Origin of the sequence: Rhodobacter lacus (assembly GCF_042683065.1) — a bacterium.
Taxonomy (GTDB): domain Bacteria; phylum Pseudomonadota; class Alphaproteobacteria; order Rhodobacterales; family Rhodobacteraceae; genus Rhodobacter; species Rhodobacter lacus.
In genome coordinates, this window is the sequence record NZ_JBHUIX010000005.1 from 32076 (window position 1) to 57295 (window position 25220).

The 25220-nt window shown below is 63.9% G+C and carries 24 protein-coding genes, 1 tRNA gene and 1 pseudogene; 19 read left to right on the plus strand and 7 right to left on the minus strand.

Annotated elements, in window-relative coordinates; genetic code table 11:
• Positions 1 to 32 precede the first annotated feature (32 nt).
• Positions 33 to 1901, minus strand: coding sequence for an extracellular solute-binding protein (locus tag ACFSM0_RS05150; RefSeq protein ID WP_377388013.1), 1869 nt, complete (start codon positions 1899 to 1901; stop codon positions 33 to 35).
• 131 nt (positions 1902 to 2032) lie between these two features.
• The gene (locus ACFSM0_RS05155) at positions 2033 to 2710 is read right to left on the minus strand and encodes a c-type cytochrome (RefSeq protein WP_377388015.1); all 678 of its coding nucleotides are present in this window, start codon (positions 2708 to 2710) and stop codon (positions 2033 to 2035) included.
• A 125-nt stretch (positions 2711 to 2835) separates the two neighbouring features.
• Here ACFSM0_RS05155 and ACFSM0_RS05160 point away from each other — a divergent pair, with 125 nt between their 5' ends.
• Positions 2836 to 3681 (plus strand): prephenate dehydratase, encoded by an 846-nt coding sequence (locus ACFSM0_RS05160; RefSeq protein ID WP_377388017.1) that lies wholly within the window; start codon positions 2836 to 2838, stop codon positions 3679 to 3681.
• 121 nt (positions 3682 to 3802) lie between these two features.
• On the opposite strand, the gene ACFSM0_RS05165 is transcribed toward ACFSM0_RS05160, so the two are convergent.
• Positions 3803 to 4258: an SRPBCC family protein gene (locus ACFSM0_RS05165; protein ID WP_377388019.1), complete on the minus strand. Its 456-nt coding sequence runs from the start codon at positions 4256 to 4258 to the stop codon at positions 3803 to 3805.
• Positions 4259 to 4349: 91 nt separating this feature from the next.
• Complete coding sequence (gene nudC / locus ACFSM0_RS05170; protein ID WP_377388021.1) at positions 4350 to 5279, minus strand: NAD(+) diphosphatase; 930 nt, start codon at positions 5277 to 5279, stop codon at positions 4350 to 4352.
• Positions 5280 to 5558: 279 nt separating this feature from the next.
• Between nudC and ACFSM0_RS05175 the strand changes: the two genes are divergently transcribed.
• The 3 genes from ACFSM0_RS05175 to ACFSM0_RS05185 all read left to right on the plus strand — a co-directional run bounded on the left by ACFSM0_RS05175 (position 5559) and on the right by ACFSM0_RS05185 (position 8203).
• Positions 5559 to 6575 (plus strand): ABC transporter substrate-binding protein, encoded by a 1017-nt coding sequence (locus tag ACFSM0_RS05175; protein WP_377388023.1) that lies wholly within the window; start codon positions 5559 to 5561, stop codon positions 6573 to 6575.
• Positions 6576 to 6650: 75 nt separating this feature from the next.
• Positions 6651 to 7439 (plus strand): ABC transporter ATP-binding protein, encoded by a 789-nt coding sequence (locus tag ACFSM0_RS05180; RefSeq protein ID WP_377388025.1) that lies wholly within the window; start codon positions 6651 to 6653, stop codon positions 7437 to 7439.
• Entirely contained in the window at positions 7439 to 8203 is a 765-nt protein-coding gene (locus ACFSM0_RS05185) for an ABC transporter permease (RefSeq protein ID WP_097070425.1), read from the plus strand. The genes ACFSM0_RS05180 and ACFSM0_RS05185 overlap by 1 nt, the downstream gene beginning before the upstream one ends.
• Before the next feature lie 3 nt (positions 8204 to 8206).
• Here ACFSM0_RS05185 and ACFSM0_RS05190 read toward each other — a convergent pair whose 3' ends face one another.
• Positions 8207 to 8656, minus strand: coding sequence for a nucleoside deaminase (locus tag ACFSM0_RS05190; RefSeq protein ID WP_377388027.1), 450 nt, complete (start codon positions 8654 to 8656; stop codon positions 8207 to 8209).
• Positions 8657 to 8775: 119 nt separating this feature from the next.
• Between ACFSM0_RS05190 and ACFSM0_RS05195 the strand changes: the two genes are divergently transcribed.
• The 13 genes from ACFSM0_RS05195 to ACFSM0_RS05255 all read left to right on the plus strand — a co-directional run bounded on the left by ACFSM0_RS05195 (position 8776) and on the right by ACFSM0_RS05255 (position 21361).
• Complete coding sequence (locus tag ACFSM0_RS05195) at positions 8776 to 10602, plus strand: pseudouridine synthase (RefSeq protein WP_377388029.1); 1827 nt, start codon at positions 8776 to 8778, stop codon at positions 10600 to 10602.
• A 215-nt stretch (positions 10603 to 10817) separates the two neighbouring features.
• The gene (locus tag ACFSM0_RS05200) at positions 10818 to 11705 is read left to right on the plus strand and encodes a 5-bromo-4-chloroindolyl phosphate hydrolysis family protein (protein WP_377388031.1); all 888 of its coding nucleotides are present in this window, start codon (positions 10818 to 10820) and stop codon (positions 11703 to 11705) included.
• A 126-nt stretch (positions 11706 to 11831) separates the two neighbouring features.
• Positions 11832 to 12530: a hypothetical protein gene (locus ACFSM0_RS05205; RefSeq protein ID WP_377388033.1), complete on the plus strand. Its 699-nt coding sequence runs from the start codon at positions 11832 to 11834 to the stop codon at positions 12528 to 12530.
• 24 nt (positions 12531 to 12554) lie between these two features.
• A complete protein-coding gene (locus ACFSM0_RS05210; protein WP_377388035.1) occupies positions 12555 to 13715 on the plus strand; it encodes a toxic anion resistance protein in 1161 nt (386 codons plus the stop codon).
• 1 nt (position 13716) lies between these two features.
• Positions 13717 to 14679, plus strand: coding sequence for a DUF2927 domain-containing protein (locus tag ACFSM0_RS05215; RefSeq protein WP_377388037.1), 963 nt, complete (start codon positions 13717 to 13719; stop codon positions 14677 to 14679).
• Between the two features lie 12 nt (positions 14680 to 14691).
• The gene (locus tag ACFSM0_RS05220; RefSeq protein ID WP_377388039.1) at positions 14692 to 15825 is read left to right on the plus strand and encodes an SPFH domain-containing protein; all 1134 of its coding nucleotides are present in this window, start codon (positions 14692 to 14694) and stop codon (positions 15823 to 15825) included.
• 64 nt (positions 15826 to 15889) lie between these two features.
• On the plus strand, positions 15890 to 17029 hold the full coding sequence (locus ACFSM0_RS05225; protein WP_377388041.1) for a TFIIB-type zinc ribbon-containing protein: 1140 nt from the start codon (positions 15890 to 15892) through the stop codon (positions 17027 to 17029).
• Between the two features lie 55 nt (positions 17030 to 17084).
• Positions 17085 to 18008, plus strand: coding sequence for a carbohydrate kinase family protein (locus ACFSM0_RS05230; protein WP_377388043.1), 924 nt, complete (start codon positions 17085 to 17087; stop codon positions 18006 to 18008).
• Positions 18005 to 18454: a D-aminoacyl-tRNA deacylase gene (dtd, locus tag ACFSM0_RS05235; RefSeq protein ID WP_377388045.1), complete on the plus strand. Its 450-nt coding sequence runs from the start codon at positions 18005 to 18007 to the stop codon at positions 18452 to 18454. The genes ACFSM0_RS05230 and dtd overlap by 4 nt, the downstream gene beginning before the upstream one ends.
• Positions 18455 to 18690: 236 nt before the next feature.
• A complete protein-coding gene (locus ACFSM0_RS05240) occupies positions 18691 to 20034 on the plus strand; it encodes a DEAD/DEAH box helicase (protein WP_377388047.1) in 1344 nt (447 codons plus the stop codon).
• A gap of 43 nt (positions 20035 to 20077) precedes the next feature.
• Positions 20078 to 20674 (plus strand): thymidine kinase, encoded by a 597-nt coding sequence (locus ACFSM0_RS05245; RefSeq protein WP_377388049.1) that lies wholly within the window; start codon positions 20078 to 20080, stop codon positions 20672 to 20674.
• Between the two features lie 59 nt (positions 20675 to 20733).
• Positions 20734 to 21177 (plus strand): thioredoxin domain-containing protein, encoded by a 444-nt coding sequence (locus ACFSM0_RS05250; RefSeq protein WP_377388051.1) that lies wholly within the window; start codon positions 20734 to 20736, stop codon positions 21175 to 21177.
• A gap of 108 nt (positions 21178 to 21285) precedes the next feature.
• Positions 21286 to 21361: transfer RNA gene (locus ACFSM0_RS05255), tRNA-Ala, on the plus strand.
• A gap of 1216 nt (positions 21362 to 22577) precedes the next feature.
• On the opposite strand, the gene ACFSM0_RS05260 is transcribed toward ACFSM0_RS05255, so the two are convergent.
• The gene (locus ACFSM0_RS05260; protein ID WP_377388053.1) at positions 22578 to 23075 is read right to left on the minus strand and encodes a BRO-N domain-containing protein; all 498 of its coding nucleotides are present in this window, start codon (positions 23073 to 23075) and stop codon (positions 22578 to 22580) included.
• Positions 23076 to 23188: 113 nt separating this feature from the next.
• Positions 23189 to 23269: pseudogene (locus ACFSM0_RS05265) on the minus strand (hypothetical protein); the annotation flags it as partial.
• Positions 23270 to 23645: 376 nt separating this feature from the next.
• On the opposite strand from ACFSM0_RS05265, the gene ACFSM0_RS05270 reads away from it, so the two are divergent.
• Both ACFSM0_RS05270 and ACFSM0_RS05275 read left to right on the plus strand, forming a co-directional pair.
• Positions 23646 to 24230 (plus strand): 3'-5' exonuclease, encoded by a 585-nt coding sequence (locus ACFSM0_RS05270; protein ID WP_377388055.1) that lies wholly within the window; start codon positions 23646 to 23648, stop codon positions 24228 to 24230.
• The gene (locus ACFSM0_RS05275; RefSeq protein ID WP_377388057.1) at positions 24227 to 25210 is read left to right on the plus strand and encodes a nucleotidyltransferase domain-containing protein; all 984 of its coding nucleotides are present in this window, start codon (positions 24227 to 24229) and stop codon (positions 25208 to 25210) included. The genes ACFSM0_RS05270 and ACFSM0_RS05275 overlap by 4 nt, the downstream gene beginning before the upstream one ends.
• Positions 25211 to 25220: the final 10 nt, after the last annotated feature.

A 25220-nucleotide genomic window follows, 5' to 3' on the forward strand; every position in this document is an offset into this window, starting at 1 on the left:
CACTTTTACAACATTTCCGCGGCGCGAGAGGGTCAGAACGCCCCTTCAGCCTTCAGTTTTGCGGCTTTTTCGGCGTTATACCACCAGAAGTCCATCTCGCCCAGACTATAGGGCGGGATCTCCGCGGGGTGTTCATACATGTCGTAATAGGCGACGGTGTAGCTGTCTTTATACCATTGCGGCACCCAGAAGCGCAGCGCGCGCAGCACCCGGTCAAGCGCATGGACGCGGGGCAGAAGGTCCTCATGGGTCTGCGCCTCCTCGACCTTGCGGATCAGCGCATCAACGGCCGGATTGGCGATCCCGGCGGCATTGAACACATCTCCCACCGAGCCCGAGCCAAAATACTGTTGCAGATCCGCGCCGGGGATCAGGCCCTGGGCAAAATGCGTGGTGATAATGTCGAAATCGTGGTTGCGGCGGCGCGCCTCATATTGCGCGTCATCCACGCGGGCCATCTTGGCATCGACGCCCAGCGCGCGCAGGTTCTCGACAAAGGGGTTGATCACGCGGTCGAAGGTCTGGCTGTCGTTGAGAAACTCGACACTGAGCAGCGCCCCTTGCGCATTGCGGCGCATGCCGTCATCGCCCACTTGCCAACCCGCCGCATCGAGCAGCTCCGCCGCCTTGCGCATGTTGCCCCGGTCCAGCTGGCGCGCGCCGGAGGGGGGGGCCATCACCGCGGGATCGGTCAGCACCCCCTCCGGCAGATCCGCCTTGAGCGGCTCAAGAAGGGCAAGCTCGTCGGGGCCCGGCGTGCCGGTCGCCGCCAGATCCGAGTTTTCCCAGATCGAATTGATCCGCGTGTAGAGGCCGTAAAAGAGCGAGTCATTCGACCATTCGAAGTTGAACATCAGCCCGAGCGCCTCACGCACCCGGATATCGGCAAATTTCTCGCGCCGCAGGTTGATTGCAAAGGCCTGCGCATTGGCCACATCGCCATCATGCAGCTCGGCCTTCACCACCTGCCCGTTGGTGAGCGCCGGAAAGTCGTATTGCGTGGCCCAGATCAGCGAGCTTGACTCGTTGCGGAAGGTGTAGCTGCCGGCCTTGAAGCCCTCGAACGCGGCCTGATAATCGCCATAATATTCAACGCGCAACCGGTCGAAGTTGTTGCGCCCGATGTTGATGGGCAAGCGCTCCCCCCAATACTCGGGGTTGCGCCGCCAGATCACGCTGCGCCCGTCTTTGGCGCTGTCGAACAGATAGGGGCCCGAGCCGATCAGCGGGGCCTGGCTCGGCTTGGCAAGGTCAATGCCGTCGCGCGCGAACTGCGCTTTCGAGAACACCGGGAAGCCGCCCGCAAGCTGGATGATGTCGCGGCGCGGCGCATCGGCGGTGAAGGTGAACTTGATGCGGCGGTCATCGAGCACTTCGGCGCCTTTGATCTGCTGCGCCACCACCGCGCGAAAGCTCGAAAGCCCCTTGTCGCGCATCTGCTCAAAGGAAAAGAGCACATCCTCGATGGTGAGGGGCGACCCATCCGAGAATTTGATCCCCGGCCGCAGGGTGAAGATCACCCAGTCTTTCGAGGGCGGGTATTCGAGGCTCTCGCACAATAGGCAATAGGCCTCGCCAACGGTGTCGGCGGTGCCCGTCAGCATCGTCTCGAACGGCACCGAGGCCAGCGCCGCCGGCCGCCCCTCGATCGTGAAAGGGTTGTAATTGTCAAACCCGCCGGGCGCCCATTCGGAGATCTCGCCGCCCTTCGGCGCCTGCGGGTTGACGTAGTCGAGATGCGCAAACCCCGGCGGATATTTCACCGTGCCCAGCGTCGCGATGGCCTCGGCGGTGATCGCGTCTTCTGCGCGCAGTGGCGCGCCCGCAAGCGCAAGGGCGATGAGAACGCCGCCCAGCGCGCTTCTCCGCAGCCCCGGTCCCATCGATGACATCTTGCTCATCTCTTTCTCCTCATTTTCCCCACTAAAGGGCCTTGGGCGGGGTTGAGCAAGTTGCAAAGCCGTGAAACCGCGCCGGAAATGCAAAGGGCCACCCCGCGGGGTGGCCCTCACATCGGTCTCACAAGCCGCGCTTATTGCGACAGCGAATAAAGATATGCGATCACGTTCTCGATCGAGGTGGTGTCGTCCTTGAAGCCGGCGAAGGCCATCTTGTTCTTCGGAACTTCGGCTTTCGGGTCGGTCAGGTAGGCGGTCATGCGTTCCGCGGTCCAGTAGCCGGTGTGGGCTTGCATACCCTTGGAATATTTGAACCCTTCGACGGTGGCGGTGGCGCGGCCCACGACGCCGTCCAGATGCGGGCCAACGGCGTTCTTGCCATCGACCTTGTGGCAGGTCTTGCAGTTTTTTTGGAATACGGCTTCACCCGCGGTCGCATCGCCGACGATGGTGGCCGGGTCGATCTCGGTGCGGGGCGCCAGCGCCTCGGCGGGTTCTTCGGCAGCCGGGGCGGCGTCATCGGCGGCGGGCGCCGGGGTCGCGGAGCTTGTCGGGGCCGCTTCGGCCAGCACAACATTGGGATCCATGGCGAGCGCGCGGCCATCTTCGCCGACCGGCACCGCCGTCGCGGGGCGCGTCGTAAAGAGCGCCGCCGAGGTCATGGAGATAAATCCGTAGAACAGCACCACGCCAAACAGCGCGGCCCCCAACTTCATCATATGCGTCTTGAGCATGGCTCCCCCGCGATTTGCATTCTCAATTTGGCCGTTGCGCGCATCTATGCGCTTCGAGGCCCGGATTTCAAGGATCATATACGTTTCGCGCCGGAATCGGCTGCGTCAAATAGAACCGCTCGGCCCCTTTTGTGCGGAAATTCGGTGCTTTTCCTGCCGCGCCGCTTGCGCCATAGAGGGGGCCAAAGCCGTTGGAGGATGCGATGGAGCAAGCACGACCGGGCCTGATCGCCTTTCAGGGCGCGCTGGGGTCTTATTCCCATGAGGCGGCCAATCTGGCGCGTCCGGGCCATGAACCGCTGCCCTGCAACACCTTCGAGGATGTGATCGAGGCGGTGCGCGAGGGGCGGGCCGAACTGGCCATGCTGCCGATCGAGAACTCGACCTATGGCCGCGTGGCCGACATTCACCGGCTGCTGCCCTCGTCGGGGCTGCATATCCTCGATGAGCATTTCCTGCGGGTGCGGATCGCGCTGATGAGCCTGCCGGGGGCAACGCTCGAAGACGTGAAGCTGGTGCGCGCGCATCTCGTGCTCTTGCCGCAATCGGCGCGGTTTCTGCGCAGCCATGGCATCACCGGCGTCGCCGCCGCCGACAGCGCGGGTGCGGCCGCCGATCTGGCGCGGCACCGCACGCCCGCAGAGGGTGTTCTGGCCTCCGAGCTTGCCGCGCAGATCCATGGGCTTGAGGTGCTCGCCCGCGACATCGAGGATTACGGCCACAACACCACGCGCTTTCTGGTGATGGGGCGCGCGCCCGATCTGAACCGGCGCGCCGAACGGATGATGACGACCTTCGTGTTCGAGGTGCGCAACATTCCCGCTGCGCTTTACAAGGCGATGGGGGGCTTTGCCACGAATGGCGTCAACATGACGAAGCTGGAAAGCTACATGCTCGACGGCTCGTTCACCGCCACCCAGTTTTATGCCGATATCGAGGGCCATCCCGAGGATGCCAACGTGAAACTGGCGCTCGACGAGCTGCGCTATTTCACCTCGCATCTGCATTTGCTCGGCACTTATCCAGCGGACCTCAAGCGCTACGACTGAGGCAGGAAGGTGGGGGGCGCTGCCCCCCTCTTTTGGCTTCGCCAAAATTCACCCCCCGGGATATTTGGACAAAGTCGAAGGCAACGGGCGCAGCTTCGAGCTGGCGCCCGCCCCCGCGCGCTCAGGCGCGCGCTTCGATCTCGCGCAGGAAAGACTTGATGCGCGCATTGTAGCGCCGGTCCAGATTGGCGCGCCCAAGGCGGGCCGATTGCAGCAAGAGCCGCGCGCCCAGCGTGCGCGGGCGCAGCTCCAGCATCGTGCCCAGACGTGTGCGGTTCGGCTCCAGCGTGGTGAAATCGAGAGTGAGCGTCACCTCGAAGCTTGAGGAAATGCCCGCATATTCCGTGCAACGCCCCGGTTCGAACCGTGCCACGTCGACAATCATCTCCCGCGGCTTGCCGCGCAGCATGAAACCCACCTCCCACGACATCCCTGCCCCGATCTCGCGCAGGGTATCGAGCCGTCGCATGCTGACGCCCTTGCGCCGCGCGATCTCTTCGATCCCGGCCACATCAGTGAGTTGCGCAAACAGCCGATCGGCCGAAACGGCCACGTCAACACGGTTGGAAAATTTCATGCCAGCCTCCAGATGCCCGCTCAGAGGGCGCTTCTGCGTGCTTGCCGAAGCCGGGCCGGGCTGTCAATCGCCGCGGTCACACCCGCCGCGCTCACTCTGGCCCGGAAAGCCAGTCCGACAGCATCCAGCGCGCCACGGTTCCGGGCCGTGCGGCGCGGATTTCGACATCTTCGCCCGCGAAGATCCGTATCAGCCGGGCACGCGGCACCCAGAGCGCGGCCTCGATCTCGACCGGATCGAGGGTCAGATCGGTACTCAGCGCCGTGCCCGCACAGCCGAGCATCAACGAGGCCGGGAATGGCCAGGGCTGGGCGGCAAGAAACCGCACCGCGCCAACCCGCACCCCGGTCTCTTCCGCCACTTCGCGACGCACCGCCGCCTCGGGCGTTTCACCGGGCTCCATGAACCCCGCCGGGCAGGAGAACATCCCCTCCGGCCAGCCCGGGGAACGGGCGAGCAGCACGTGATCCTCCTGCGTGATCCGCATGATCACCACCGGATCCATACGGGGAAAATGGCTCGCGCCGCAGGCCGGGCAGACACGCTGCCAGCCTGCTTGCGCCCCCTCGCTTGGCGCGCCGCAAGCGGAACAGAAGCGATGCGTGCCGTGCCATGCGATCAGCGCACGGCCTGTCGCCGCCACCTCGCCCGACCGGGCATCGAGCCGCATCAACGCGCCGCGCAGATCGACAAGCTCCGCCCCGGGCGGCACCCTTTGCGCCGCCTCCGGGGGCAGATCGAGCGCAAAGACCGGCACGCCATCGCAAAGCCCCAAAAAGATCGGCTCTGCCCCGTCGCAGCACGGATCGGTGAGCGCGAGCGCCCAGAGCCCCGCCCCCAGCACCGGGTCGGGGGCCGCGTCGGGCGCGGCGAGCAGCGCCAACCCACCCAAAAAGCCGATGGCCCGCGCCCGGGGCTCCGCCCGCATCCGCGCCTGCGCCGCCGCATCGGCGCGCAGATGCGCGGCCCGTTCCATCCCTGCCGCCGAGCCCGCCCCGGTGAATGCCATCATCTCGATCATCTTTTGCCCTCTCGCCCCGTGCGGCTGGCCGGTTTTTGCACGCGCCCGCCCGCTTGGCCAGAGCCCCCCGCTTTCCGCCACGGCGCAGCGCGCCGGGATTCGCCCGGCCATTGCACAAGAATTTTACCATTCAGCCCAAATTTGGGGCATCCGCACCATTTTTGCTCAAGCCCCGCTCAGCAACAGCCCTTTCAGCGCGCATTCGGGGAGGCCCCCCTTCCCTGCCCCGGCGCACCGCCGCAGCATGGCCAAAAGACAAAAACCGACAGGGGATTGACCATGTTCCTTCGCCTTGGGCAGAGCTTCGGCCTTGGCGCGGCGCTGCTTTTCACCGCAGCGCCGCTTTGCGCCCAGACCGCCATGCCGTTTGCCCTCGACTGGAAATTCGAAGGCCCGGCTGCGCCTTATGTGCTGGCGGTGGATCGCGAATTCTATGACGCCGAGGGGCTTGATGTCACCGTGACCGAGGGCGCCGGCTCGCTTGATGCGATCCCGAAAGTGGCAACGGGCGCCTATCCGGTCGGCTTCACCGATATCAACAGCCTGATGAAGTTCCTCGACCAGAACCCCGGCGCGCCGGTGCGTGCGGTGATGATGATCTATGACAAGCCGCCCTTTGCGGTGGTCGGGCGCAAATCTCTGGGGGTGAGCACGCCGAAAGATCTGGAGGGCAAGGTGCTTGGCGCGCCGCCGCCCGATGGTGCCTGGGCGCAGTTTCCGATCTTTGCCGCAGAAAACGGGCTCGACATGAGCAAGATCACTGTCGAGCCGGTGGGCTTTCCGGTGCGCGAACCGATGCTGGCCGAGGGCAAGGTTGCCGCGATCACCGGCTTTTCTTTCACCTCCACGCTCAATGCCCAGCGCCTGGGCGTGCCCGAGGATGACCTCAGCGTGATCCTGATGGCCGATTACGGCGTGGCGCTTTACGGCAATGCGATCATCGTCAACACCACTTTCGCCGCCGCCCATCCCGCCGAGGTGACGGGCTTTTTGCGGGCCACCGCCGCGGGGTGGAAGGCCGCGATTGCCGATCCGGCCTCTGCCGTTGCCGCGCTTGCGGCCAAGAACCCGGCGGCCGATGCAACGCTTGAGGAAAAACGCCTCAAACTCGCGATTGACGGCAATGTTGCAACCGATTGGGTCAAGGCGCACGGGCTTGGCAATGTTGACCCGGAGCGCTTTGCCAAAGCCATCGAGCAGTTGGCGATGACCTATACGTTCAAGACCAAGCCGACGATGAGCGATGTTTTTGACGCAACCTACCTGCCCACGGATGGCAGCCTGACCCTGCAATAGGCCACGCGATGTGGCCAGAGGGGCGACGCGGTTATGTTCCTTCCGCCGTGTCGCCCCGACGACTTGGGGAAAGCCTTGAGCAAATTCATTGATATCAAGGGCGTGCGCCATGCGTATCGCACCAAGAACGGCCCGCTGCCGGTGCTGGACGGGCTCGACATCGAAGTGCCCGAGGGCACGTTTTGCGCCGTGGTCGGCCCCTCGGGCTGCGGAAAATCCACCCTGACGCGGCTCATTTCCGGGCTGATGAAGCCCGATACCGGCGCGGTGGTTTTGGCAGGCGAAGAGGTTGCAAGCCCGCGCAAGACGGTGGGAATGGCGTTCCAGAACCCGGTGATGCTCGAGTGGCGCACGATCTTGCAAAACGTCATGCTGCCGTTGGAGATCGTCGCGCCACGGATGCCGCGCGCCGAGGCCGAGGCACGCGCGGCGCATCTGCTCGACATGGTCGGGCTCAAAGGGTTCGAGGGCAAGAAACCCTCTGAGCTGTCTGGCGGGATGCGGCAACGCGCGAGCCTGTGCCGCGCGCTTGTGCATCGCCCCCAGGTGCTGATCATGGACGAACCCTTTGGCGCGCTTGACAATTTCACCCGAGAGGATCTGTGGCAGACGATGCGCGATCTGCGCGCCGCCGAGCCCTTCACCTGTGTGCTGATCACCCATGACCTGCGCGAAAGCGTGTTTTTGGGCGATCAGGTTGTCGTGCTCTCGGGGCGGCCTGCGCGCACGCAATATGTGCTCGATGTCGATCTGCCCGCGGATCGGCGCATCGACATCCTTTACGAGCCGAAAGCGGGCGAGATGCTGCACCTGCTGCGCGACCAGATCCGCATTGCGCAGGGCCGCACCGGGGAGATGCACTGATGGAGCTTGCGCAAAAGATCCTTGTGCCGCTGCTGGCGATGCTGATTTTCCTCGGCCTCTGGGAGGGCGTGGTCTGGATCAACGATTGGCCCGATTACAAGATGGCCTCGCCCTCCGACCTGCCGCCCGCCTTTGTCAAATACCACGCGCTCTTTCTCTCGGGCGGCTGGGAAACGCTCTGGCGCACTGTGGCGGGGCTGGTGCTGGCGGTCATCTTTGGCACCGGGCTTGGCATGGTGATGGGGTTTTCGCGCATCGCGCGCGCGGGCCTCTACCCCCTCCTTGTGGGCTTCAACGCGATCCCGAAGGCGACGCTCGTGCCGGTGATCGCGCTCGTGTTCATTGGCCAGTATGATTTCAACACCGTCTTGATGGCGTTTCTGATCTCGTTCTTCCCGATTGCCGTTTCGGTGGGGATCGGCCTCTCCACGCTGGAGCCCGAATACCGCGATATTCTGGCCGCCCTTGGCGCCTCGAAATTCACCATCTTCCGCAAGATCGCGCTGCCAAAGACCCTGCCGGAGTTTTTTGGCGCGCTGAAGGTCTCGGTCACGCTCGCCTTCATCGGCACGAACCTTGTCGAGATCGTCTCGCCGCATGGCAAGGGGCTGGGCGCGCTGTTCCTGTCTGGCCAGACCAACTCTGATTATCCGCTGATGTTTGCGGTGCTGATCGCGCTCGCAGCCCTCGGGATCGTGCTTTATTACGCCGTCGTCGCGCTGGAGCGGATCTTTGCCGGCTGGGCCGAGCGCAGCCCGGGCTGAGCCTCAGCGTTTCGCGACAAAGAAGTCCTTCAGCAGCCGCTCCGCCTCCCGCGCGGCGATCCCGTCGTAGACCTCGGGCACATGGTGGCATTGGGCATGGGCAAAGATCCGCGGCCCCTGCGCCACGCCGCCCGATTTCGGGTCCGACGCGCCATAATAGAGCCGCGCGATCCGGGCATTGGAAAGGGCCGCCGCGCACATCGGGCAGGGCTCAAGCGTGACATAAAGATCATGCCCCAAAAGCCGCTCCGAGCCCGCAGCCGCACAAGCCGCGCGCAGGGCCAGAACTTCGGCATGGGCGGTCGGGTCGCAAAGCTCGCGCGTGCGGTTTCCGGCCCGGGCCACCACCTCCCCCGAGGGCGCCACGACAACCGCGCCCACCGGCACCTCGCCGCGCGCGGCGGCGGCCCGCGCCTCGATGAGCGCCTGATCCATATAGCTGCGAAACTCCATGCCCCTTCATTGCGCGCAAACCTTCCCCCATCAAGCCGCTTTCCAAGCCTGCGCAACAGGTGTAGGGAGGGGCCTTCGCCCGCGATGGTCGCGCGCCCCCTCCCCCCGAAGGACCAGATATGGCTGATACGCCCGAATCCCCCGCCCCCGAATCCTCCAACACCGCTGAACGCATTGCCAAGGTGATCGCCCGCTCCGGCGTGGCCTCCCGTCGCGATGCGGAAAAGATGATCCTTGCGGGCCGCGTGGCGGTGAATGGCAAGCGGGTGGAGACGCCCGCGCTCGATGTGCGCCCCACCGACAAGGTGACGATCGACGGCACCGCGATTGATGCGCCGCAGGAAACCCGCGTCTGGCTTTATTACAAGCCGCTCGGCCTTGTGACGACCGAGAAAGACGAACAGGGCCGCCGCACGATCTTTGACGAAATGCCCGAAGGCATGCCGCGCGTGCTCAACATCGGCCGGCTCGACCTCAATTCCGAGGGGCTGCTGTTGCTGACGAACGATGGCGGGCTCAAGCGCCGCCTCGAACTGCCCGAAACCGGCTGGCTGCGCAAATACCGCGTGCGCGTGAACGGTCGCCCGATGAGCGACACGTTCAACCCGCTGCGCGACGGCATCACCATCGAGGGCGAAGATTTCCAGCCGATGGAAGTGACGCTGGACCGCCAGCAAGGCGCGAATGCCTGGCTGACCGTCGGCATCCGCGAGGGCAAGAACCGCGAGATCCGCCGCGCCATGGCCGCGGTGGGCATGGTGGTGAACCGGCTCATTCGCGTGAGCTACGGCCCGTTCCGGCTCAACGACATGCAGCCCGGCGACGTGATGGAAGTGAAGCGCAAGCTGCTGCGCGACCAGCTCGGCGACCGGCTCCTGTTTGGCGTCGAGGATGGCAAGCCCTCGCGCGCCGAACGCATGGCACCGCGCCCGCCCCGCGAAGGCGGCAAAAGCTTTGACAAGGGGGGCTTTGGCAAGGCGGGCTTTGGCAAGGATCGTCCCGAACGCGCGAGCCGCGGCCCCGAGGGCGAAGACGCGCCGAAAAAAGGCTTCGGCCGACAGCGTGATTTTTCTGCCGGGGGCGAGGGCGGCGCCCGCAAGCCGCGCGCCTTTGGCATGAAATCGCATCATGAGGACGACGCGGGGCGCAAGCCTTTTGGCCGTCGCGAGGATGGCGAGCGCAAACCTTTCGTGCGCCGCGAGGACGGGGACCGCAAGCCCTATGCTCGCCGCGAAGACGGCGACAAGAAACCTTGGGCGCGCCGTGAGGACGGGGACCGCAAGCCCTATGCCCGCCGCGAAGATGGCGACAAGAAACCCTTCGCGCGCCGTGAGGACGGGGACCGCAAACCCTATGCCCGCCGCGAAGACGGCGACAAGAAACCCTTCGCGCGCCGTGAGGACGGGGACCGCAAACCCTATGCCCGCCGCGAAGATGGCGACAAGAAACCCTTCGCGCGCCGCGAGGACGGGGACCGTAAACCCTATGCCCGCCGCGAAGATGGCGACAAGAAACCCTTCGCGCGCCGCGAGGACGGGGACCGCAAACCCTATGGCCGCCGTGAAGATGGCGACAAGAAACCTTGGGCGCGTCGCGAGGACGGGGACCGTAAACCCTATGCCCGTCGCGAAGACGGCGACAAGAAACCCTTCGCGCGCCGCGAAGACGGGGACCGCAAGCCCTATGCCCGCCGTGAAGATGGCGACAAGAAACCTTGGGCGCGTCGCGAAGACGGGGACCGCAAGCCCTATGCCCGCCGCGAAGATGGCGACAAAAAACCCTTCGCGCGCCGCGAAGAGGGCGGCAAACCGGGCTTCAAATCCTCGGGCTTCAAGAGCCATGGCGGCAAACCCGGTGGCAAACCGCGCTCGGAAGGGTTCAAGAGCCACGGTGGCAAGCCCGGTGGCGGCTTCAAGGGCGGCAAGCCCGGCCCGAAACGCGGCTGAGACCCCGCACTCCCGGCGGGGCGGCAAAAATGCCGCCCCCCGATCACGCCTGCCCCTTTTCTTGGCGGCCCCCTTTTCTCGGCGCCCCCGCGCGCCTAGCTTTGACAGGTGACCCCGACCCGGAGGCCCCATGTCGCGCAAAACCCTCCAGAGCATAGCCTTCTATCTGCTTCTGGCGCTGACCTTCTCGGTGGCGCTGAAAGGCACGGTCTGACATGGCCCAGCGCTATGGCGGAAAATATTCGCCGCAATCGGACAGGGCCCAGAGCGGCTACGGCGGAGTGGCGCCGGACCGCGTGCCCGAACCGGGCCCCTCCCACCCCAAGACGCGCCGCTTGATCTGGATTGGCCTTGCCGCAATTCCCTTCCTTTTCAACGCTTTCGGCGCAGGCCCGGTGGGGCTGGCGCGCGGCCTTGGCGGCTTTGCGCTGATCGCGGGCGCGGTCGTGCTGATCCGGGAGGGATTGAAGGCCGAGGCCGCCTGGATGGCGCGCAAGGTTGCCCGCCGCCCCGTTTTGCCGCGCAAGATGCTCGGCGCGCTCGGGGTCGGGCTGGGCCTCGCGCTTGGCGCACAAGCGCCCGAAATCGGCCTCTTCGGCGCCGGGCTGATTGGCCTGATCGGCGCGGCGCTCGCGCTGTTTGCCTTTGGGCTCGACCCGATGCGCGACAAGGGCATGGAGGGGATCGACCCGTTCCAGCAAGACCGGGTGGCCAAGGTGGTGGCCGAGGGGGAACGGGAACTGGCCGCAATGGCGCGCGCGATCGCGCGCATCAACGATGCCCGCCTCACCGCCCGCGTGGCGCGCTTTGCCGAGACCGCGCGCGGGCTTTTTCGCGCGGTTGAGGATGACCCCGGCGATCTGGGCGCGGCACGGCGTTACCTGACGGTTTATTTGTCCGGCGCCCGTGCGGCGAGCGAGAAATTCGCCGCGCTCGCGGGCGCGGCGCGCGATGCCAAGGCGCGCGCGGAATACGATTCGCTGCTCGACGATCTGGAGGCAAATTACACCGCCCGGACCCGCGCCCTGCGCGAAAACGACCGGGAAGCCCTTGAGATCGAAGTGGAAGTTTTGCGCGAGCGGCTCGCACGCGAAGGGCTTTGACCCGGGCAGGGCGCCGTTTCCAGTGCGGAAACCCTGCGTTTTGCGCACCGCAAGCTTTCTCCCCCTCCGGGCCACAATCTGGCCCCGCTTCCCCGCAAAAGTCGCATAAACTTTTGGTGGTGATCCATGTCTGCACGCTTCCTTCTCCCTGCTTTGGCGGTTGGCACCGGGATGATCTCCCTGCTGGCCACCGCAACCGGCAGTGCCGCCGCGGTCGCGCCACTTGCCCGAGCGCGCACGCTCCAAGCGCTCATCGTCTTCGGGCCCGCCGCGCTGGCCCTTGTGGTCGCGCTTCTGCTCTGGCACCGCCAGATCCTTGGCCAGCTTCAGGTCTGGGGCGCGCAAGTGGCGATCCGGCTCTCGGCGCTGCGCCCCGCGCCGGCAGCCCCCGCTCTGACCCCGGTTCTGACCCCGGTTCTGGCCCCCGCCAAGCATCTTGCGCAGGGGCGTGGGCTCGAGGCGGAGATGAAGCTGCGCATGACCGAGGTGCACCGGCAACTGCGCGCGCGCGCCCCCGAGCTTTTGCCGGTTTTTGCCGATTGCCGCGCCGCGCAACTGCGCCTGCTCTCCGAGTTGCGCCGCGCCCCGGCCGAGGGCGCGCAGATCGAGGCCGGGCTGATCGGCGGGCTGGTGCAGATCGAAACGGCAACACGCAAACTTTCGCTTGTTCTTGGCACCGCGACGAACGAACATGCGCTTGGCAACTTCGCGGATACGCTCGAAAAACTGACGAGCGAAACGCTGGATTGTCTGGTTTCGCTGCGCGCCCGCAAGCGGGCGGCTCAGCATGGACGAGAGATCGGGGGCGAGGCCGAACACGCCTGAACACGCCCCCAACAGGGGGAACGCATGACTGAGACCGTCCGCGCCGAAGCGGCAAAAGCCGTGGCCGATATCGAATCTGTTGCTGCGCTGGCGCTGCCCGAACCGCGCGCCGAACTGGTCCCGCTCACCGCCGCCCCGGAGCCCGTGGCCGCCGAAATCCGCGCGCGCATGGCCGAGATTGATCTCGCAGATACCGGCTCGATCGTGCAATTCGGCGCGCGTGCGCAAAGCGACCTGCAGGCGATCAGCCAGGAGATGCTGGCAGATGTGAAAACCAAGGATCTCGGCGCGGCAGGCGATAGCCTTGCCGCCATGGTCACGGCGTTGCGCGGCTTTTCCGAGGGCGAGCTTGACGTGCGCCGCGAGCGCAGCCTGTGGGAAAAGATCACCGGGCGCGCCGCCCCTTTCGCGCGGTTTCTGGCGCGCTACGAAGCGGTGCAGAGCCAGATCGACACCATCACCGACCGGCTGCTGAACCACGAACAGCGGCTTTTGGTCGATATCAAGGCGCTCGACCGGCTCTATGACAAGACGCTCGGGTTTTACGACGAGCTGGCCCTTTACATCGCCGCGGGCGAGGCACGGATTGCCGAGGCCGACCGACAGGAGATTCCGGCGAAGGAAGCCGCGGTCACCGCGGCAACGGAGGATGAAAAGATCCTGCGCGCGCAAGAGCTGCGCGACCTGCGCGCCGCGCGCGATGACCTTGAGCGGCGCGTGCATGACCTCAAGCTCACCCGGCAGGTGACAATGCAATCCCTGCCCTCGATCCGGCTTGTGCAGGAAAACGATAAAAGCCTGATCACCAAGATCAATTCGACCCTCGTCAACACCGTGCCACTGTGGGAGACGCAGCTTGCGCAGGCGGTGACCATTCAGCGCTCCGCCGAGGCGGCAAAGGCGGTGAAGGCGGCCTCGGACCTGACCAACGAGCTTTTGTCCGCCAATGCCAGGACCCTGCGCGAGGCCAATGCGGCGGTGCGCACCGAGATGGAGCGCGGCGTGTTCGACATTGCCGCGGTGAAAGCGGCCAACGAGGAGCTGATCGCCACGATCGAGGACAGTCTGCGCATCGCCGACGACGGCAAGCGCAAACGCGCCGATGCAGAGGCCGAGCTTGTCCGGCTTGAGGGCGCCTTGCGCGATACGCTCGCCTCGGCGCGGGCAAAACCGACCGAGGGCTGAGATGCACATACCCGGGCGCAGTCTCGGCCCTGCGGGCACAGCCTTTCTCTGCCTTGCGCTTTCAGGCTGCATCGGCACACCTTTCGAGGAGCGAGGTCTTGCCCGCTCGCCCCGCCCCAGCCCCGCGCCGATGGTGCAGCCGGAGACTGTGGCGCCGCGCAGCGCCGACAGTCTCGCGATGGAGGCCTATTACCGCCAGATCGAGGAAACGCTCAAAGGAAGGGGCCTGTTGCGCACCGATATCGCACCACGCGATGCCCCTTTTGCGACGCATCAGCTGATCGAAAATTTCATCCAGATCGCGCTTTACGACGAATATTCCGAGTTTGGCGGCACCTATGTGGCGAAAGCCGCCCCCTCGCGGCTGCGCCGCTGGGAGGTTCCGGTGCGGCTCGCGGTGGAATTCGGCGCCTCGGTGCCCAGCGCCACGCGCGAAGCAGACCGCGCCGAGATCGCCGCCTTTGCCGGACGGCTGGCCCAGGCCACGGGCCATCCGGTCTCCGCCGTGCCCGAGGGCGGCAACTACACCGTGCTGGTCGTCAACGAAGACGAACGACGCGCGCTGGGGCCCCGTCTGCAACGGCTGGTGCCCGGCATCGACCCGGTCTCGGTCAATGCGATCACCAATCTCGCGCCCTCGACTTTCTGCGTCGTCTTTGCTTTCTCGGAGGGCCATTCGCCCGCCTATTCGCGCGCGGTGGCGGTGATCCGCGCCGAGCATCCGTCGCTTTTGCGCCGCTCCTGCATTCATGAGGAACTGGCGCAGGGCATGGGGCTTGCCAATGATTACCCTCACGCCCGCCCCTCGATCTTCAACGACGATGAGGAATTCGCGCTGCTCACCCGCCATGACGAGCTGTTGCTGCGCATGCTTTACGACCCGCGCCTCTCTCCCGGCATGACCGAGCAAGAAGCGCGCCCGATCATCACACGGATCGCCACCGAATTGACGGGCGGCAGCTAGGAGGCTTTTCGCATGGGCATTTTTGACTTTCTCGCCGGCGAATTCATCGACGTCATCCACTGGACGGACGACACCCGCGACACGATGGTCTGGCGTTTTGAGCGCGAGGGCCATGCGATCAAATATGGCGCCAAGCTCACCGTGCGCGAGGGGCAAGCGGCGGTCTTCGTGCATGAGGGCCAGATTGCCGATGTGTTCGGCCCCGGGCTCTACATGCTTGAAACCAACAACATGCCGGTGCTGACAACGCTGCAGCACTGGGACCATGGCTTCCGCTCGCCGTTCAAATCCGAGATCTATTTCCTCAACACCACCCGGTTCACCGATCAGAAATGGGGCACCAAAAATCCGGTGATCTGTCGTGACCCGGAGTTTGGCCCGGTGCGGCTGCGCGCTTTTGGCAGCTATGTGATCCGCATCACCGACCCCGCCAAATTCATGGCCGAGATCGTCGGCACGGACGGGGAGTTCACCGCCGACGAGATCAGCTTCCAGATCCGCAATGTGATCGTGCAGGAATTTTCGCGCGTGCTGGCCAGCGCCGGGGTGCCGGTGCTCGACATGGCGGCGAATACCGCGGACCTTGGCACGCTCGTGGTGCAGGCAATTGCTCCGCTGGTTGCGGCCTATGGCCTTTCGATCCCCGAATTTTATATCGAAAACATCAGCTTGCCAGAGGCCGTCGAAGCGGTTCTCGACCAGCGCACCTCGATGGGCGTAGTGGGAGATCTCAGCCGCTTCATGCAGTTCAACGCCGCCCAGGCGCTTGCCCAGCCGGGCTCCGCCGCGGGGGCAACACTCGGGGCAACCGTCGGCGCCGGCCTTGCCGCAGGGATGGGGGCCGGCATGGGGCTTGGCATGGCGCCCGGCCCCTGGGGGGCCCCCGCTCCGGCGGCCACGCAAGCCGTCGCGCCGCCGCCCCCTCCGCCGCCGCCGGTTGAAAAGGTCTGGCACCTGGCTGTGAACGGCCAGACTCTCGGCCCCTATGGGCGCGGCCATCTGGGGCGGATGGTGAGCGAGGGCAGCTTCAGCCGCGAAACCCTCGTCTGGTCGGCGGGGCAAGACGGCTGGAAGCCCGCAGGCGAGATCACGGAGCTGGCACAGCTTTTCACCATTGCGCCGCCGCCGCCCCCGCCGCCGCTCTGAGCCAGAGCACGCCGGCCCTGATCGACCCGGCAGCGGTTTGCGCCATGGACGGATGGAGGAGAGAATGACCGTGGTCCCCAAGATCGGCCGCAAGGCCCCGCCCGCTGCGGAGCGCCATTATCCCTGTGAGGCTTGCGGCGCGGATCTGCGATTTGCCCCCGGGCGTGAAATGCTGGTCTGTGACCATTGCGGCCATGAGCAGGAGATCCCCCGCGCGCTAGGGCGTGGCCGCTCCGGGCTGCGCGAGATCGCACTCGCCGAGGGGCTCGCGGCGCACCTCCCCGAAGCGGAAACAGAAGACGTTCGAACGCTAAAATGTCCGAATTGCGCCGCAGAAATTGAGATGAAAGGCGCGGTTCACGCCTCTGAATGTCCGTTTTGTGCTACTCCGGTTGTGGCCGACAGCGGCCTGAACCGACGGATCAAGCCGCAAGGTCTGGTGCCCTTTGCCTTGACCGAGGCAGAGGCGCGCGCCGCTGTCGGCATCTGGCTTGGCAGGCTCTGGTTCGCGCCGAACGGGCTCGTGCAATATGCGCGCCGAGGCCGCAAGATGACCGGGATCTATGCGCCGTTCTGGACCTTCGATGCCGCAACGCACAGCGCCTATACCGGTCAACGGGGCGATGCCTATTACGTCAGCAAGGAGGTGCGGGTTCAGGTCGATGGCAAATGGCAAACCCGAACCGAGCAAGAGCGGCGCATCCGCTGGAGTTCCGTTTCGGGCCGCGTCGCGCGCGATTTCGATGACGTGCTGATTTACGCGGCACGCTCGCTCCCCCCGGCCTATCTGCGCGCGCTGCACCCTTGGGACCTCTCGGCGCTCACCCCCTACGCGCCCGATTACCTTTCCGGTTTCGAGGCCGAGGGCTATACGGTCGCACTGGCCGACGGGCACCGGGAAGGCCGAGCAGAGATGGCCCGCGTGATCGAGAGCGATGTGCGGCGCGCCATCGGCGGCGATGAGCAACGCGTTGGCATGATCGACACGGAGTTCGAGGCGGAAACCTTCAAACATGTGCTGCTGCCGGTCTGGACCGCCGCTTACAAATACCGTGGCCGCTCCTACCGCTTTGTTGTCAATGCACAAACCGGCCAGGTGCGCGGCGACAGGCCCTGGTCTGCCTGGAAAATCGCCTTCGCGGTTGTGCTCGCCGCGCTGGTGATCGGCGGGCTTGTCTGGGTCGGCAACCTGCAGCAAGGCTGAGCGATTGCGCCCTGCCCTGCCAGCGGCTATGTCTCACGCAAACCGGGGGGATGCGATGATCCTGAGTTGTGGCGAGGCGCTGATCGACATGCTGCCGCGGGTCGGCCCCGACGGTGCGCCGATGTTTGCCCCCCATGCAGGCGGCGCGGTTTTCAATACCGCGATTGCGCTCGGCCGTTTGGGGGCGCCCGCAGGGTTTTTGTCCGGCATCTCCACTGATCTCTTCGGTGTGCAACTGATGACAACGCTGGCGGCCTCCGGTGTTGATACAACGCTCGCGATCCGCTCGGATCGCCCCACCACGCTTGCTTTCGTCCAGCTTGTCGAGGGCCATGCTCGCTACGCGTTTTATGACGAAAACACCGCCGGCAGGATGCTTGCGCCCGCGCAAATGCCCGCCCTGCCCCGGAGCGTGCGCGCGCTCTTTTTCGGTGGCATTTCACTTCCCGCCGAACCCTGCGGCGCGGCGTATGAAGCCTTGATGCTGCGTGAGGCGGACCATCGCCTCGTGATGATCGACCCCAATATCCGCCCCGGCTTTATCTCCGATGCCCCCGCCTATCGGGCCCGGCTCGCGCGCATGATGGCGCAGGCCGATATCGTCAAGCTCTCGGACGAGGATCTGCTCTGGCTGGAAGGACCGGGGCCCCTTGAGGCGCAAGCGCGCCAGATCCTGCGCCGCGGCGCAAAGCTTCTGTTCGTCACCCAAGGCGCAAAAGGGGCACATGCCTTTACGGCGGGCCTTTCCCTTTTCGAACCTTCGCGCGAAATCACCGTCGTGGATACCGTCGGCGCGGGAGACACATTCAACGCAGGCGTTCTCGCCGCACTCGAACGCGCCGGTGCCCTCACAAAGGCCGCTCTGGCGGCTGCCGATCCTGCGCTTTTGAGCGCCTGCCTGCGCCTCGGAAACGCCGCGGCCGCGGTCACCGTCTCGCGTGCGGGGGCAAACCCGCCTTGGGCAAAGGAGCTATCATGAGAGCCCTCATTCAGCGCGTGTCCCGCGCAAAAGTAGAGGTGGACGAACGTGTTACCGGAGAGATCGGGCAAGGGCTCCTGATCCTCGTCTGCGCCATGCAGGGCGACACGGAGGCCGAGGCGGAAAAACTCGCCGCCCGCATCACCAAGCTGCGGATCTTCAAGGATGGCGCCGGGAAGATGAACCGCTCTGTCACCGATATCGGGGGCGCCTGCCTTGTCGTGAGCCAGTTCACGCTCGCCGCAGATACCGCGCGCGGCAACCGTCCGGGCTTTTCCAGCGCCGCGCCACCCGAAGAGGGCAATCACCTCTACCTGCACTTTTCCAACTTTTTGCGAGAATTGGGCCTGCCGGTCGCAAATGGGGAATTTGGCGCCGACATGGCGGTGAGCCTCGTCAACGATGGCCCTGTCACGATCTGGATGGACACTGCAGATCGCGCCTGAATCGCGCGGATTGTCCAGTTTCCCTTGACTTTCACGCCGGAAGGCCCCAACTGCGGCCTATTCCGTGTTCGCTGCCGCGTGAGCAGCCGCGCCTTCCTGACCGAAGCGCCCGAACCGGAGCAATGGCCTCACATTCACGCGGGGGGCCGGGTGCAGGGATTGCACCGCCCGCCCGCCTGCCCCTGCGCCCCAGGGGCCTGACCCTTTGCGCCCTGCGCAATCTGAAAGACAAACATTTGGAAACCTTTGAAAATCTCGGCCTTGCGCCGATGCTGCTGCAAAATCTTGAGGGCCTTGGCCTGATCAAGCCGACGCCGATCCAGGCCCGCGCCATTCCGCATATCGTGCGCGGTCGCGATATCCTTGGCCTCGCGCAGACCGGAACCGGCAAAACGGCGGCCTTTGGCCTGCCGATGCTCACCCGCATCATCGCCTATGGCAAACGCCCGGCGCCCAAAACCGTGCGCGCTCTGGTGCTTGCCCCCACGCGCGAACTGGCAAGCCAGATCCACGACAACCTCGCGGCCTATGCGAAAGATGCGCCGGTGCGCATTCAACGCGTCGTTGGCGGGGCCTCGCTCAACCTGCAGGCGGAGCGGTTGCTGAAAGGCTGTGATGTCCTGATCGCCACTCCCGGCCGCCTGATCGACCTGATCGAACGCCGCGCCGTGGTGCTGAGCGAGACCAAATATCTCGTCCTCGACGAGGCAGACCAGATGCTCGACATCGGCTTCATCCATGCGCTGCGCCGCATCGCGACGCTGATCCCCGCCAAGCGCCAGACGCTGCTGTTTTCGGCCACGATGCCGAAACTGATGGAGGAACTGGCCGCGAGCTACCTCACGGACCCGGCGCGGATCGAGGTGGCCCCCCCCGGCAAGGCCGCCGAAAAAATCGATCAGGGCGTCCATTTTACCACGCAGGGCGAGAAAGCGGCGCTGCTTGCCGAATATGTCTCGCGCCATCCGGGCGAACTTGCCGTGGTGTTCAACCGCACCAAGCACGGCTCCGACAAACTCGCCAAGCTCATGGAAAAATGGGGTTTTTCTGTTACCGCAATCCATGGCAACAAAAGCCAGGGGCAGCGCGAGCGGGCGCTCGCCTCGTTCCGCGCGGGCGAAGTGCAACTCCTTGTGGCAACCGATGTCGCCGCGCGCGGGCTCGATATTCCGCAGGTCGCCCATGTCTACAACTATGATCTGCCGAACGTGCCCGAGAACTACGTGCACCGGATCGGGCGCACCGCGCGGGCCGGCCGTGATGGGCGCGCCGTGGCGTTTTGCGGCCCGCTGGAGATGAGCGAGCTGCGCGCGATCGAAGCGGCAATGGGCGCCCGGATTCCGGTGGTTGGCGGCGAGCCGCATGCCGAGGGCGGCACCCGTCCCGCGCCCGGTCAACAGCCCCGCGGCGGCGCCAAAAAACCGCATCGCGGACGCGGCCCGAAACCCGCGGCGCCCGAGGCGAAGGCGGCCACGCCAAAGCCCGAGGGCAAGCGCGGGGGGGCGCGGCGCAAACCGCAATCGGGAACGGGCGGCGCGGCCATGCCCAAACGCCCGACCCGGGCACAGCGCGGCCACTGAACGGCACGCTTGCATGCGCTCCGGCCCTGGCGCAAAAGGCGCCATGGCCAAGCTTTATTTCCACTACTCGACGATGAATGCCGGCAAGAGCACGATTCTCTTGCAGGCGTCGCACAACTATGTCGAACGCGGCATGCAAACGCTGCTCGTCACGGCGCGGCTGGACGAGCGCGCCGGGCCCGGGCAGATCGCGAGCCGGATCGGGATCGGCGCGGCGGCGCTCTGTTTCACCGAAACCACCGATATGTTCGAAATGATCAAGGATCGGCTGGCTTGCGGCCCCTGCGCATGTATTTTTGTTGATGAAGCACAATTTCTTTCTGAGGCGCAGGTCTGGCAGCTCGCGCGTGCGGTGGATGATCTGCGCGTGCCCGTGATGTGTTACGGGCTGCGCGTGGATTTTCGTGGCCAACTCTTTCCGGGCTCGGCGGCGCTTCTGGCACTGGCCGATGAAATGCGCGAAGTGCGCACGATCTGCCATTGCGGCAAAAAGGCGACGATGGTGGTGCGGCTCGGCCCCGACGGGGCCGCGCTGCATGATGGCGCGCAGGTGCAGATCGGCGGCAATGAGACCTATGTCTCGCTTTGCCGTCGCCACTGGCGTGCCGCGATGGGAGAGGCCCTGCCCCCGGCGGACTGACCCTTGCCTTCGCGCCTTGCCCCCATATATTCCACAACACGAATATCAAGGAGGCCAATATGGCGGAAGGGTTGCGCGTGACCTGCCTTTCTTGCGGGCAGGCGAACCGGGTGCCCGCGGGCAAGCTCGCCGCAGGCCCGAAATGCGGGGTTTGCGGCGCCGATTTGATGGGCGCGAAAGTCACTGCGATCGATGCTGACACCTTGCGCAAGGCCGCTCAGGATGACACGCCGCTTCTTGTCGATTTCTGGGCCCCGTGGTGCGGCCCCTGCCGGCAGATGGCGCCACAGTTTCAGGCCGCGGCGGGGAGGCTCGCGGGCGAGGTGCGGCTAGCCAAGATCGACACTCAGAGCCATCCTGCAGCCGCGCAACGCTATGGGATTCAAGGCATTCCGGCCTTCATTCTGTTTGCGAAAGGGCGCGAGCGCGCCCGCGCGGCAGGGGCGCGCCCTGCCGCTGATCTGGTTGCTTTTGTGCGTGACAAACTCGGGGTTGGCCCCTGAAACAGCCTCTGCGAAGACGGCGGCAAAAAAACGCAAAAATTGCGATGCGGGGGCTTGAGAGCCGCTTGACAATACCCTCGCCATGGGCGAAACACCCCCACACGGCGAGGGGCTGTAGCTCAGTTGGGAGAGCGCATCGTTCGCAATGATGAGGTCAGGGGTTCGATCCCCCTCAGCTCCACCAAGCCGTCCAATCCCCCAAAAGCACATGTAAAATCAGTGACTTACGGAATGTCGCTGACCATGCTGACCAACATTTGACGGCTGCCAAGAATCGTTCAGCTTACTTCCCGACGCCGCAGGCGCATCCGCGACTCACGCTAGATCGCATCCGATTGCCCGCTGTGCGAGGTGGCCACTGACCGAGGTGTGCGCAGCGAGAGACCGAAGGCCCATCCCCTCAGAAGCGCACAGGGTGTCCAAATTGGCCATGTCAGGGTGGTACAGGTGGTGCCCCCGTTCAGGTGCTCGCAAACGCCGCCCAAACGGTCCCCGCGAGGCCTTAACAGATTGGCACCCCCGCGAAGATGATCAGCCCCAAACATCTCGCCCCGACGACGTCTTGGAAGGCTCGCCAGCGCCCTCAGGCTGCCCCGTGAGTCGCATCTCTAGGCCACCGCAAATACACCCTAACGCCACCGCAAAGGTGCTCCAGCGTGGCCCACAGGCGCACCCTGTGCATCACCCTCACGCACCCCGGCAGGTTTCCCCGCCGGGGCCGTTAGGGCGCTGGGCATGGTCCTCGATCTGTGGCGCCGATGTCGAAGGCCTGTCCCTCGCTGTGCAGGGGGCGTCGGCCTCAGCGTTACGCCTGCGCTTGTGAGGCAAAGCAAACTGGGCCTTGTACTCCGCCAGCCTTGCCTGCCTTTCCGGTGGCATCTCCACAGACCCGGAGACGGTAAGGAGGGGGCGTTTCGCACCCCCCCTTGCAATGCTAGTCAGGCGTCTGTGGTGATGAAGGTGGTGGGAGGGGGGCTCGGCGGCGTGGAGCCGAGGCAGAGGTGCCCCGGAAGGTGGCCTGATGGTCCCGCGCAGGATGCGGCCCAACATCAGCTGGCCCGTTCGGTCGTCGATCATCCGGCTGCGCCGAGGGAGACCAAGGAGGAGGTGTTGGCCTCGGAGTCATCCCGAGGTCGAGGTGTCATTGAGAGGTGGGCTTGAGGGAGAGCGTTGCTCTTGCGCATCCTGCGGCCCCCAACGGTCAGCCCTCAGGGGAAGCGTGGAGGTTCCCCGCCATCAGTCCCTGTTCTGCTATGTCGTCGGAGATCTCCGCCACCGTGGCCAGCCCGTCGATGACACATGTTCACGGGACCACGGCCACCATGCACGCAGGCACGGCGATAGGCTTGATCTCCTCGGCGGGGACACCCCAACGGGGGACACGTGTGGGCGTCAGGTATCTATCTCCGAGTCACAGAAATCTGCGGTGGAATATTTCGAAGCCCCCGTCTTTGCGGATGGTAGGCGGCACTTCGCGGTGACCCAATCGCGGAAGGCTTAGCCTCGGGCCCCCGACTTTGGAAGACGAGGTCGTAAGTGCCTGCCTCGGTGATGATCTTGTTCGGGCGCCCCTTGGTCCCCGGCACACGATAGTTTTGAACTTCACGAATGTTGATGTTTTGGAGGGCCATTGATTGTGCAGGCTGGGAGAGACCCAATGCCTTGCCCACGTCAGCCGCAACGAAGCACGGGGCGCCGGGTGTCCACGCGGATGCTGTGGCCGTGGAAGTCGTAGAGGGAGGGGCACCCCTTCGCACATCACCACGCGCACCTTCTGGCCCTTGAAGGCAAACGCAGGGGTGCCCGAAGGTTGGGCTGGGGTGTCCTCGACGATCTCCGCATCGGGGATATGGCGCGGCGGGGATGCCTTCAACGGCACCGCAGCGGATAGCACCCATCCCACCGGGGGATGCGCGGGCAGTAGATATCTATCTCGGGGTCTCAGAAATCTGCGGTGGAATATTCCGACCTTGGCATAAGCCCCCGTCTTGTGCATGGCGGGCTGCACCTCGCGGGTCGCCCAATCGTGGAAGGGCTTGGCCTCGGTCCTATCGCCGCGCATGATCAGTTTGCACAGGCCACTCTCGTTGATAGGGGCGGCGACGTGGTCGGCGCGCGCCTCCCCGGCGGATTGAGAGCGCCCCTTGCAGAGTTCTCAGAAAGTAGCTCAAGTCTGCTCGACGAGCGGAAGGCCGCCGCGCCGCGCAGTCGTTGAAACCAAGAGCATCGGTAAGTCTTCCTCACAACTCTACTGAGAGATGCGCAATCGGCCTATTCGCAGCGCAAGACTCACACGCGCGCCAGCTAACCAAATGTATTTAAACAACAAAAAGAATTGACCACTTTTTCATCCGATGCCCCTTCGTGGTTGTCTAAGAACGTTGAACGTGCGAAAAGCGCATAAAAGCGAAGCAAGATCGACCCCTTGATCAACTCTTGCTGTCACCGAACCACAAGCGGACGAACCTATGGATAAGAGCGTTGATGTCTATTTTTCTGCAGACATCGAGACTGATGGAGCAATTCCCGGGTATAACTCGATGCTCTCGTTCGCCTTGGTTTTGGCTGGAACATTCGATGGCAGCAAGTTTGAACGTCCCAAAGACTACAAGATTTCGCTATACAAAGAGCTAAAACCAATCTCCGAAGAATACGACCAAGCAGCTCTTGAGGTAAATGGCTTCGACCGAAGTAAGTTGATTGAAAATGGACAAAAACCCGAAGTTGCAATGCTTGAGGCCTATGATTGGGTACAAGCAGTTTCAGGAAAGGGAAGTCCAGTTTTCGTAGCTTACCCACTTAGCTTCGACTGGTCTTGGATGTTTTGGTATTTTTCCAGATTTTGCCCGAAGGGGTCCCCATTTGGTCACTCGCGCTGTTTCGATATTAAAACAGCTCTTTCAGTAAAGCTAGGGCGGTCGGTTTCAAACTCGGGCAGGTCAAATCTTCCATGGAGGCTTCAATCTAGCCTATCACACTCTCACAATGCACTCGACGATGCAATTGAGCAAGCCGAGATTTTCGCTAACATATTCGAATGGAGGTCAAGTTGAGCTACTTGGATGAACGGCGCGCCTTCTCAGAAAAAAATTTCACCGCATTGAAGGCGTTACTTGAGAACATTGAAGAGCGCCTCGCAGGAAATGCTTGCGTGTATGCGACAGGCTCCTATGGCCGTCTAGAGGCCGGGTCTCAAAGTGACCTCGATCTTTTCATCGTAGCCAAAGTCGAAAAGAAGCGCGATGGAACGCAAGTCAGCCTCTTGTCGAATCTAGATCAAATCCTAATCAAGGCAGACTTAATCAATGCTGTCCGCGCCCTCAATCTTCCAGATTTTGACGGCGATGGAAAATATCTTGCATGCCATCCCATATGTGACTTTGTCAGTCACCTAGGCGGGCCTGAAGATGACTACAGGAATACTTTGACTGGGCGCCTATTGATGTTCCTCGAGGGGCGCCCACTTGCGGGAGACAAAGTATTTGATGAACTCATTGAAGAAATCATAGCGGCATATTTTCAAGATTATCCCGATCACTCCGATAGCTTCATTCCTGCCTTTTTGTGCAATGACATCTTGCGCCTGTGGCGCACATTCTGCGTCAATTACGAATTCAGCCGCAAAAAACGAACCGTTTCCGCAAAATCTGGCATAAAGAACCTTAAACTAAAACATAGCAGAATGCTAACCTGCTACTCCGCAATAATCTACATGTTGAATGCGTTCTCAGTCAATGGCACCGTGGTCACCTCTGATATTTTGGACATGGTTAAGCTTTCTCCTCTTCAGCGGATTGACTCTGTCGCAGAGAATGCAAGATCGGGTGACCTCCGCACCATTCGCGATGACCTATCTTCCGGCTATGCATCATTTTTGCAAAAAATGGATAAACCGCAGGAAGAACTGATCAAAGACTTTGAAACTCACGGCTCAGATTGGACAAAAAAATCGTATGAATTTGGAGACAACATGAGTCGCTTCATAAATCAGATGGAACCAGACGAAAAGTTCATGCGCCTTCTCTTGATATAGAAAGAAATCC

What these genes read in the sequence shown, in the direction of transcription:
- ACFSM0_RS05150 (WP_377388013.1), bottom strand. Translation starts at nt 1,901, where the DNA reads ATGAGCAAGATGTCATCGATGGGACCGGGGCTGCGGAGAAGCGCGCTG.
- ACFSM0_RS05155 (WP_377388015.1), bottom strand. Translation starts at nt 2,710, where the DNA reads ATGATCCTTGAAATCCGGGCCTCGAAGCGCATAGATGCGCGCAACGGC.
- ACFSM0_RS05160 (WP_377388017.1), top strand. Translation starts at nt 2,836, where the DNA reads ATGGAGCAAGCACGACCGGGCCTGATCGCCTTTCAGGGCGCGCTGGGG.
- ACFSM0_RS05165 (WP_377388019.1), bottom strand. Translation starts at nt 4,258, where the DNA reads ATGAAATTTTCCAACCGTGTTGACGTGGCCGTTTCGGCCGATCGGCTG.
- nudC (WP_377388021.1), bottom strand. Translation starts at nt 5,279, where the DNA reads ATGATCGAGATGATGGCATTCACCGGGGCGGGCTCGGCGGCAGGGATG.
- ACFSM0_RS05175 (WP_377388023.1), top strand. Translation starts at nt 5,559, where the DNA reads ATGTTCCTTCGCCTTGGGCAGAGCTTCGGCCTTGGCGCGGCGCTGCTT.
- ACFSM0_RS05185 (WP_097070425.1), top strand. Translation starts at nt 7,439, where the DNA reads ATGGAGCTTGCGCAAAAGATCCTTGTGCCGCTGCTGGCGATGCTGATT.
- ACFSM0_RS05190 (WP_377388027.1), bottom strand. Translation starts at nt 8,656, where the DNA reads ATGGAGTTTCGCAGCTATATGGATCAGGCGCTCATCGAGGCGCGGGCC.
- ACFSM0_RS05195 (WP_377388029.1), top strand. Translation starts at nt 8,776, where the DNA reads ATGGCTGATACGCCCGAATCCCCCGCCCCCGAATCCTCCAACACCGCT.
- ACFSM0_RS05200 (WP_377388031.1), top strand. Translation starts at nt 10,818, where the DNA reads ATGGCCCAGCGCTATGGCGGAAAATATTCGCCGCAATCGGACAGGGCC.
- ACFSM0_RS05205 (WP_377388033.1), top strand. Translation starts at nt 11,832, where the DNA reads ATGTCTGCACGCTTCCTTCTCCCTGCTTTGGCGGTTGGCACCGGGATG.
- ACFSM0_RS05210 (WP_377388035.1), top strand. Translation starts at nt 12,555, where the DNA reads ATGACTGAGACCGTCCGCGCCGAAGCGGCAAAAGCCGTGGCCGATATC.
- ACFSM0_RS05215 (WP_377388037.1), top strand. Translation starts at nt 13,717, where the DNA reads ATGCACATACCCGGGCGCAGTCTCGGCCCTGCGGGCACAGCCTTTCTC.
- ACFSM0_RS05220 (WP_377388039.1), top strand. Translation starts at nt 14,692, where the DNA reads ATGGGCATTTTTGACTTTCTCGCCGGCGAATTCATCGACGTCATCCAC.
- ACFSM0_RS05225 (WP_377388041.1), top strand. Translation starts at nt 15,890, where the DNA reads ATGACCGTGGTCCCCAAGATCGGCCGCAAGGCCCCGCCCGCTGCGGAG.
- ACFSM0_RS05230 (WP_377388043.1), top strand. Translation starts at nt 17,085, where the DNA reads ATGATCCTGAGTTGTGGCGAGGCGCTGATCGACATGCTGCCGCGGGTC.
- dtd (WP_377388045.1), top strand. Translation starts at nt 18,005, where the DNA reads ATGAGAGCCCTCATTCAGCGCGTGTCCCGCGCAAAAGTAGAGGTGGAC.
- ACFSM0_RS05245 (WP_377388049.1), top strand. Translation starts at nt 20,078, where the DNA reads ATGGCCAAGCTTTATTTCCACTACTCGACGATGAATGCCGGCAAGAGC.
- ACFSM0_RS05250 (WP_377388051.1), top strand. Translation starts at nt 20,734, where the DNA reads ATGGCGGAAGGGTTGCGCGTGACCTGCCTTTCTTGCGGGCAGGCGAAC.
- ACFSM0_RS05260 (WP_377388053.1), bottom strand. Translation starts at nt 23,075, where the DNA reads ATGGGTGCTATCCGCTGCGGTGCCGTTGAAGGCATCCCCGCCGCGCCA.
- ACFSM0_RS05270 (WP_377388055.1), top strand. Translation starts at nt 23,646, where the DNA reads ATGGATAAGAGCGTTGATGTCTATTTTTCTGCAGACATCGAGACTGAT.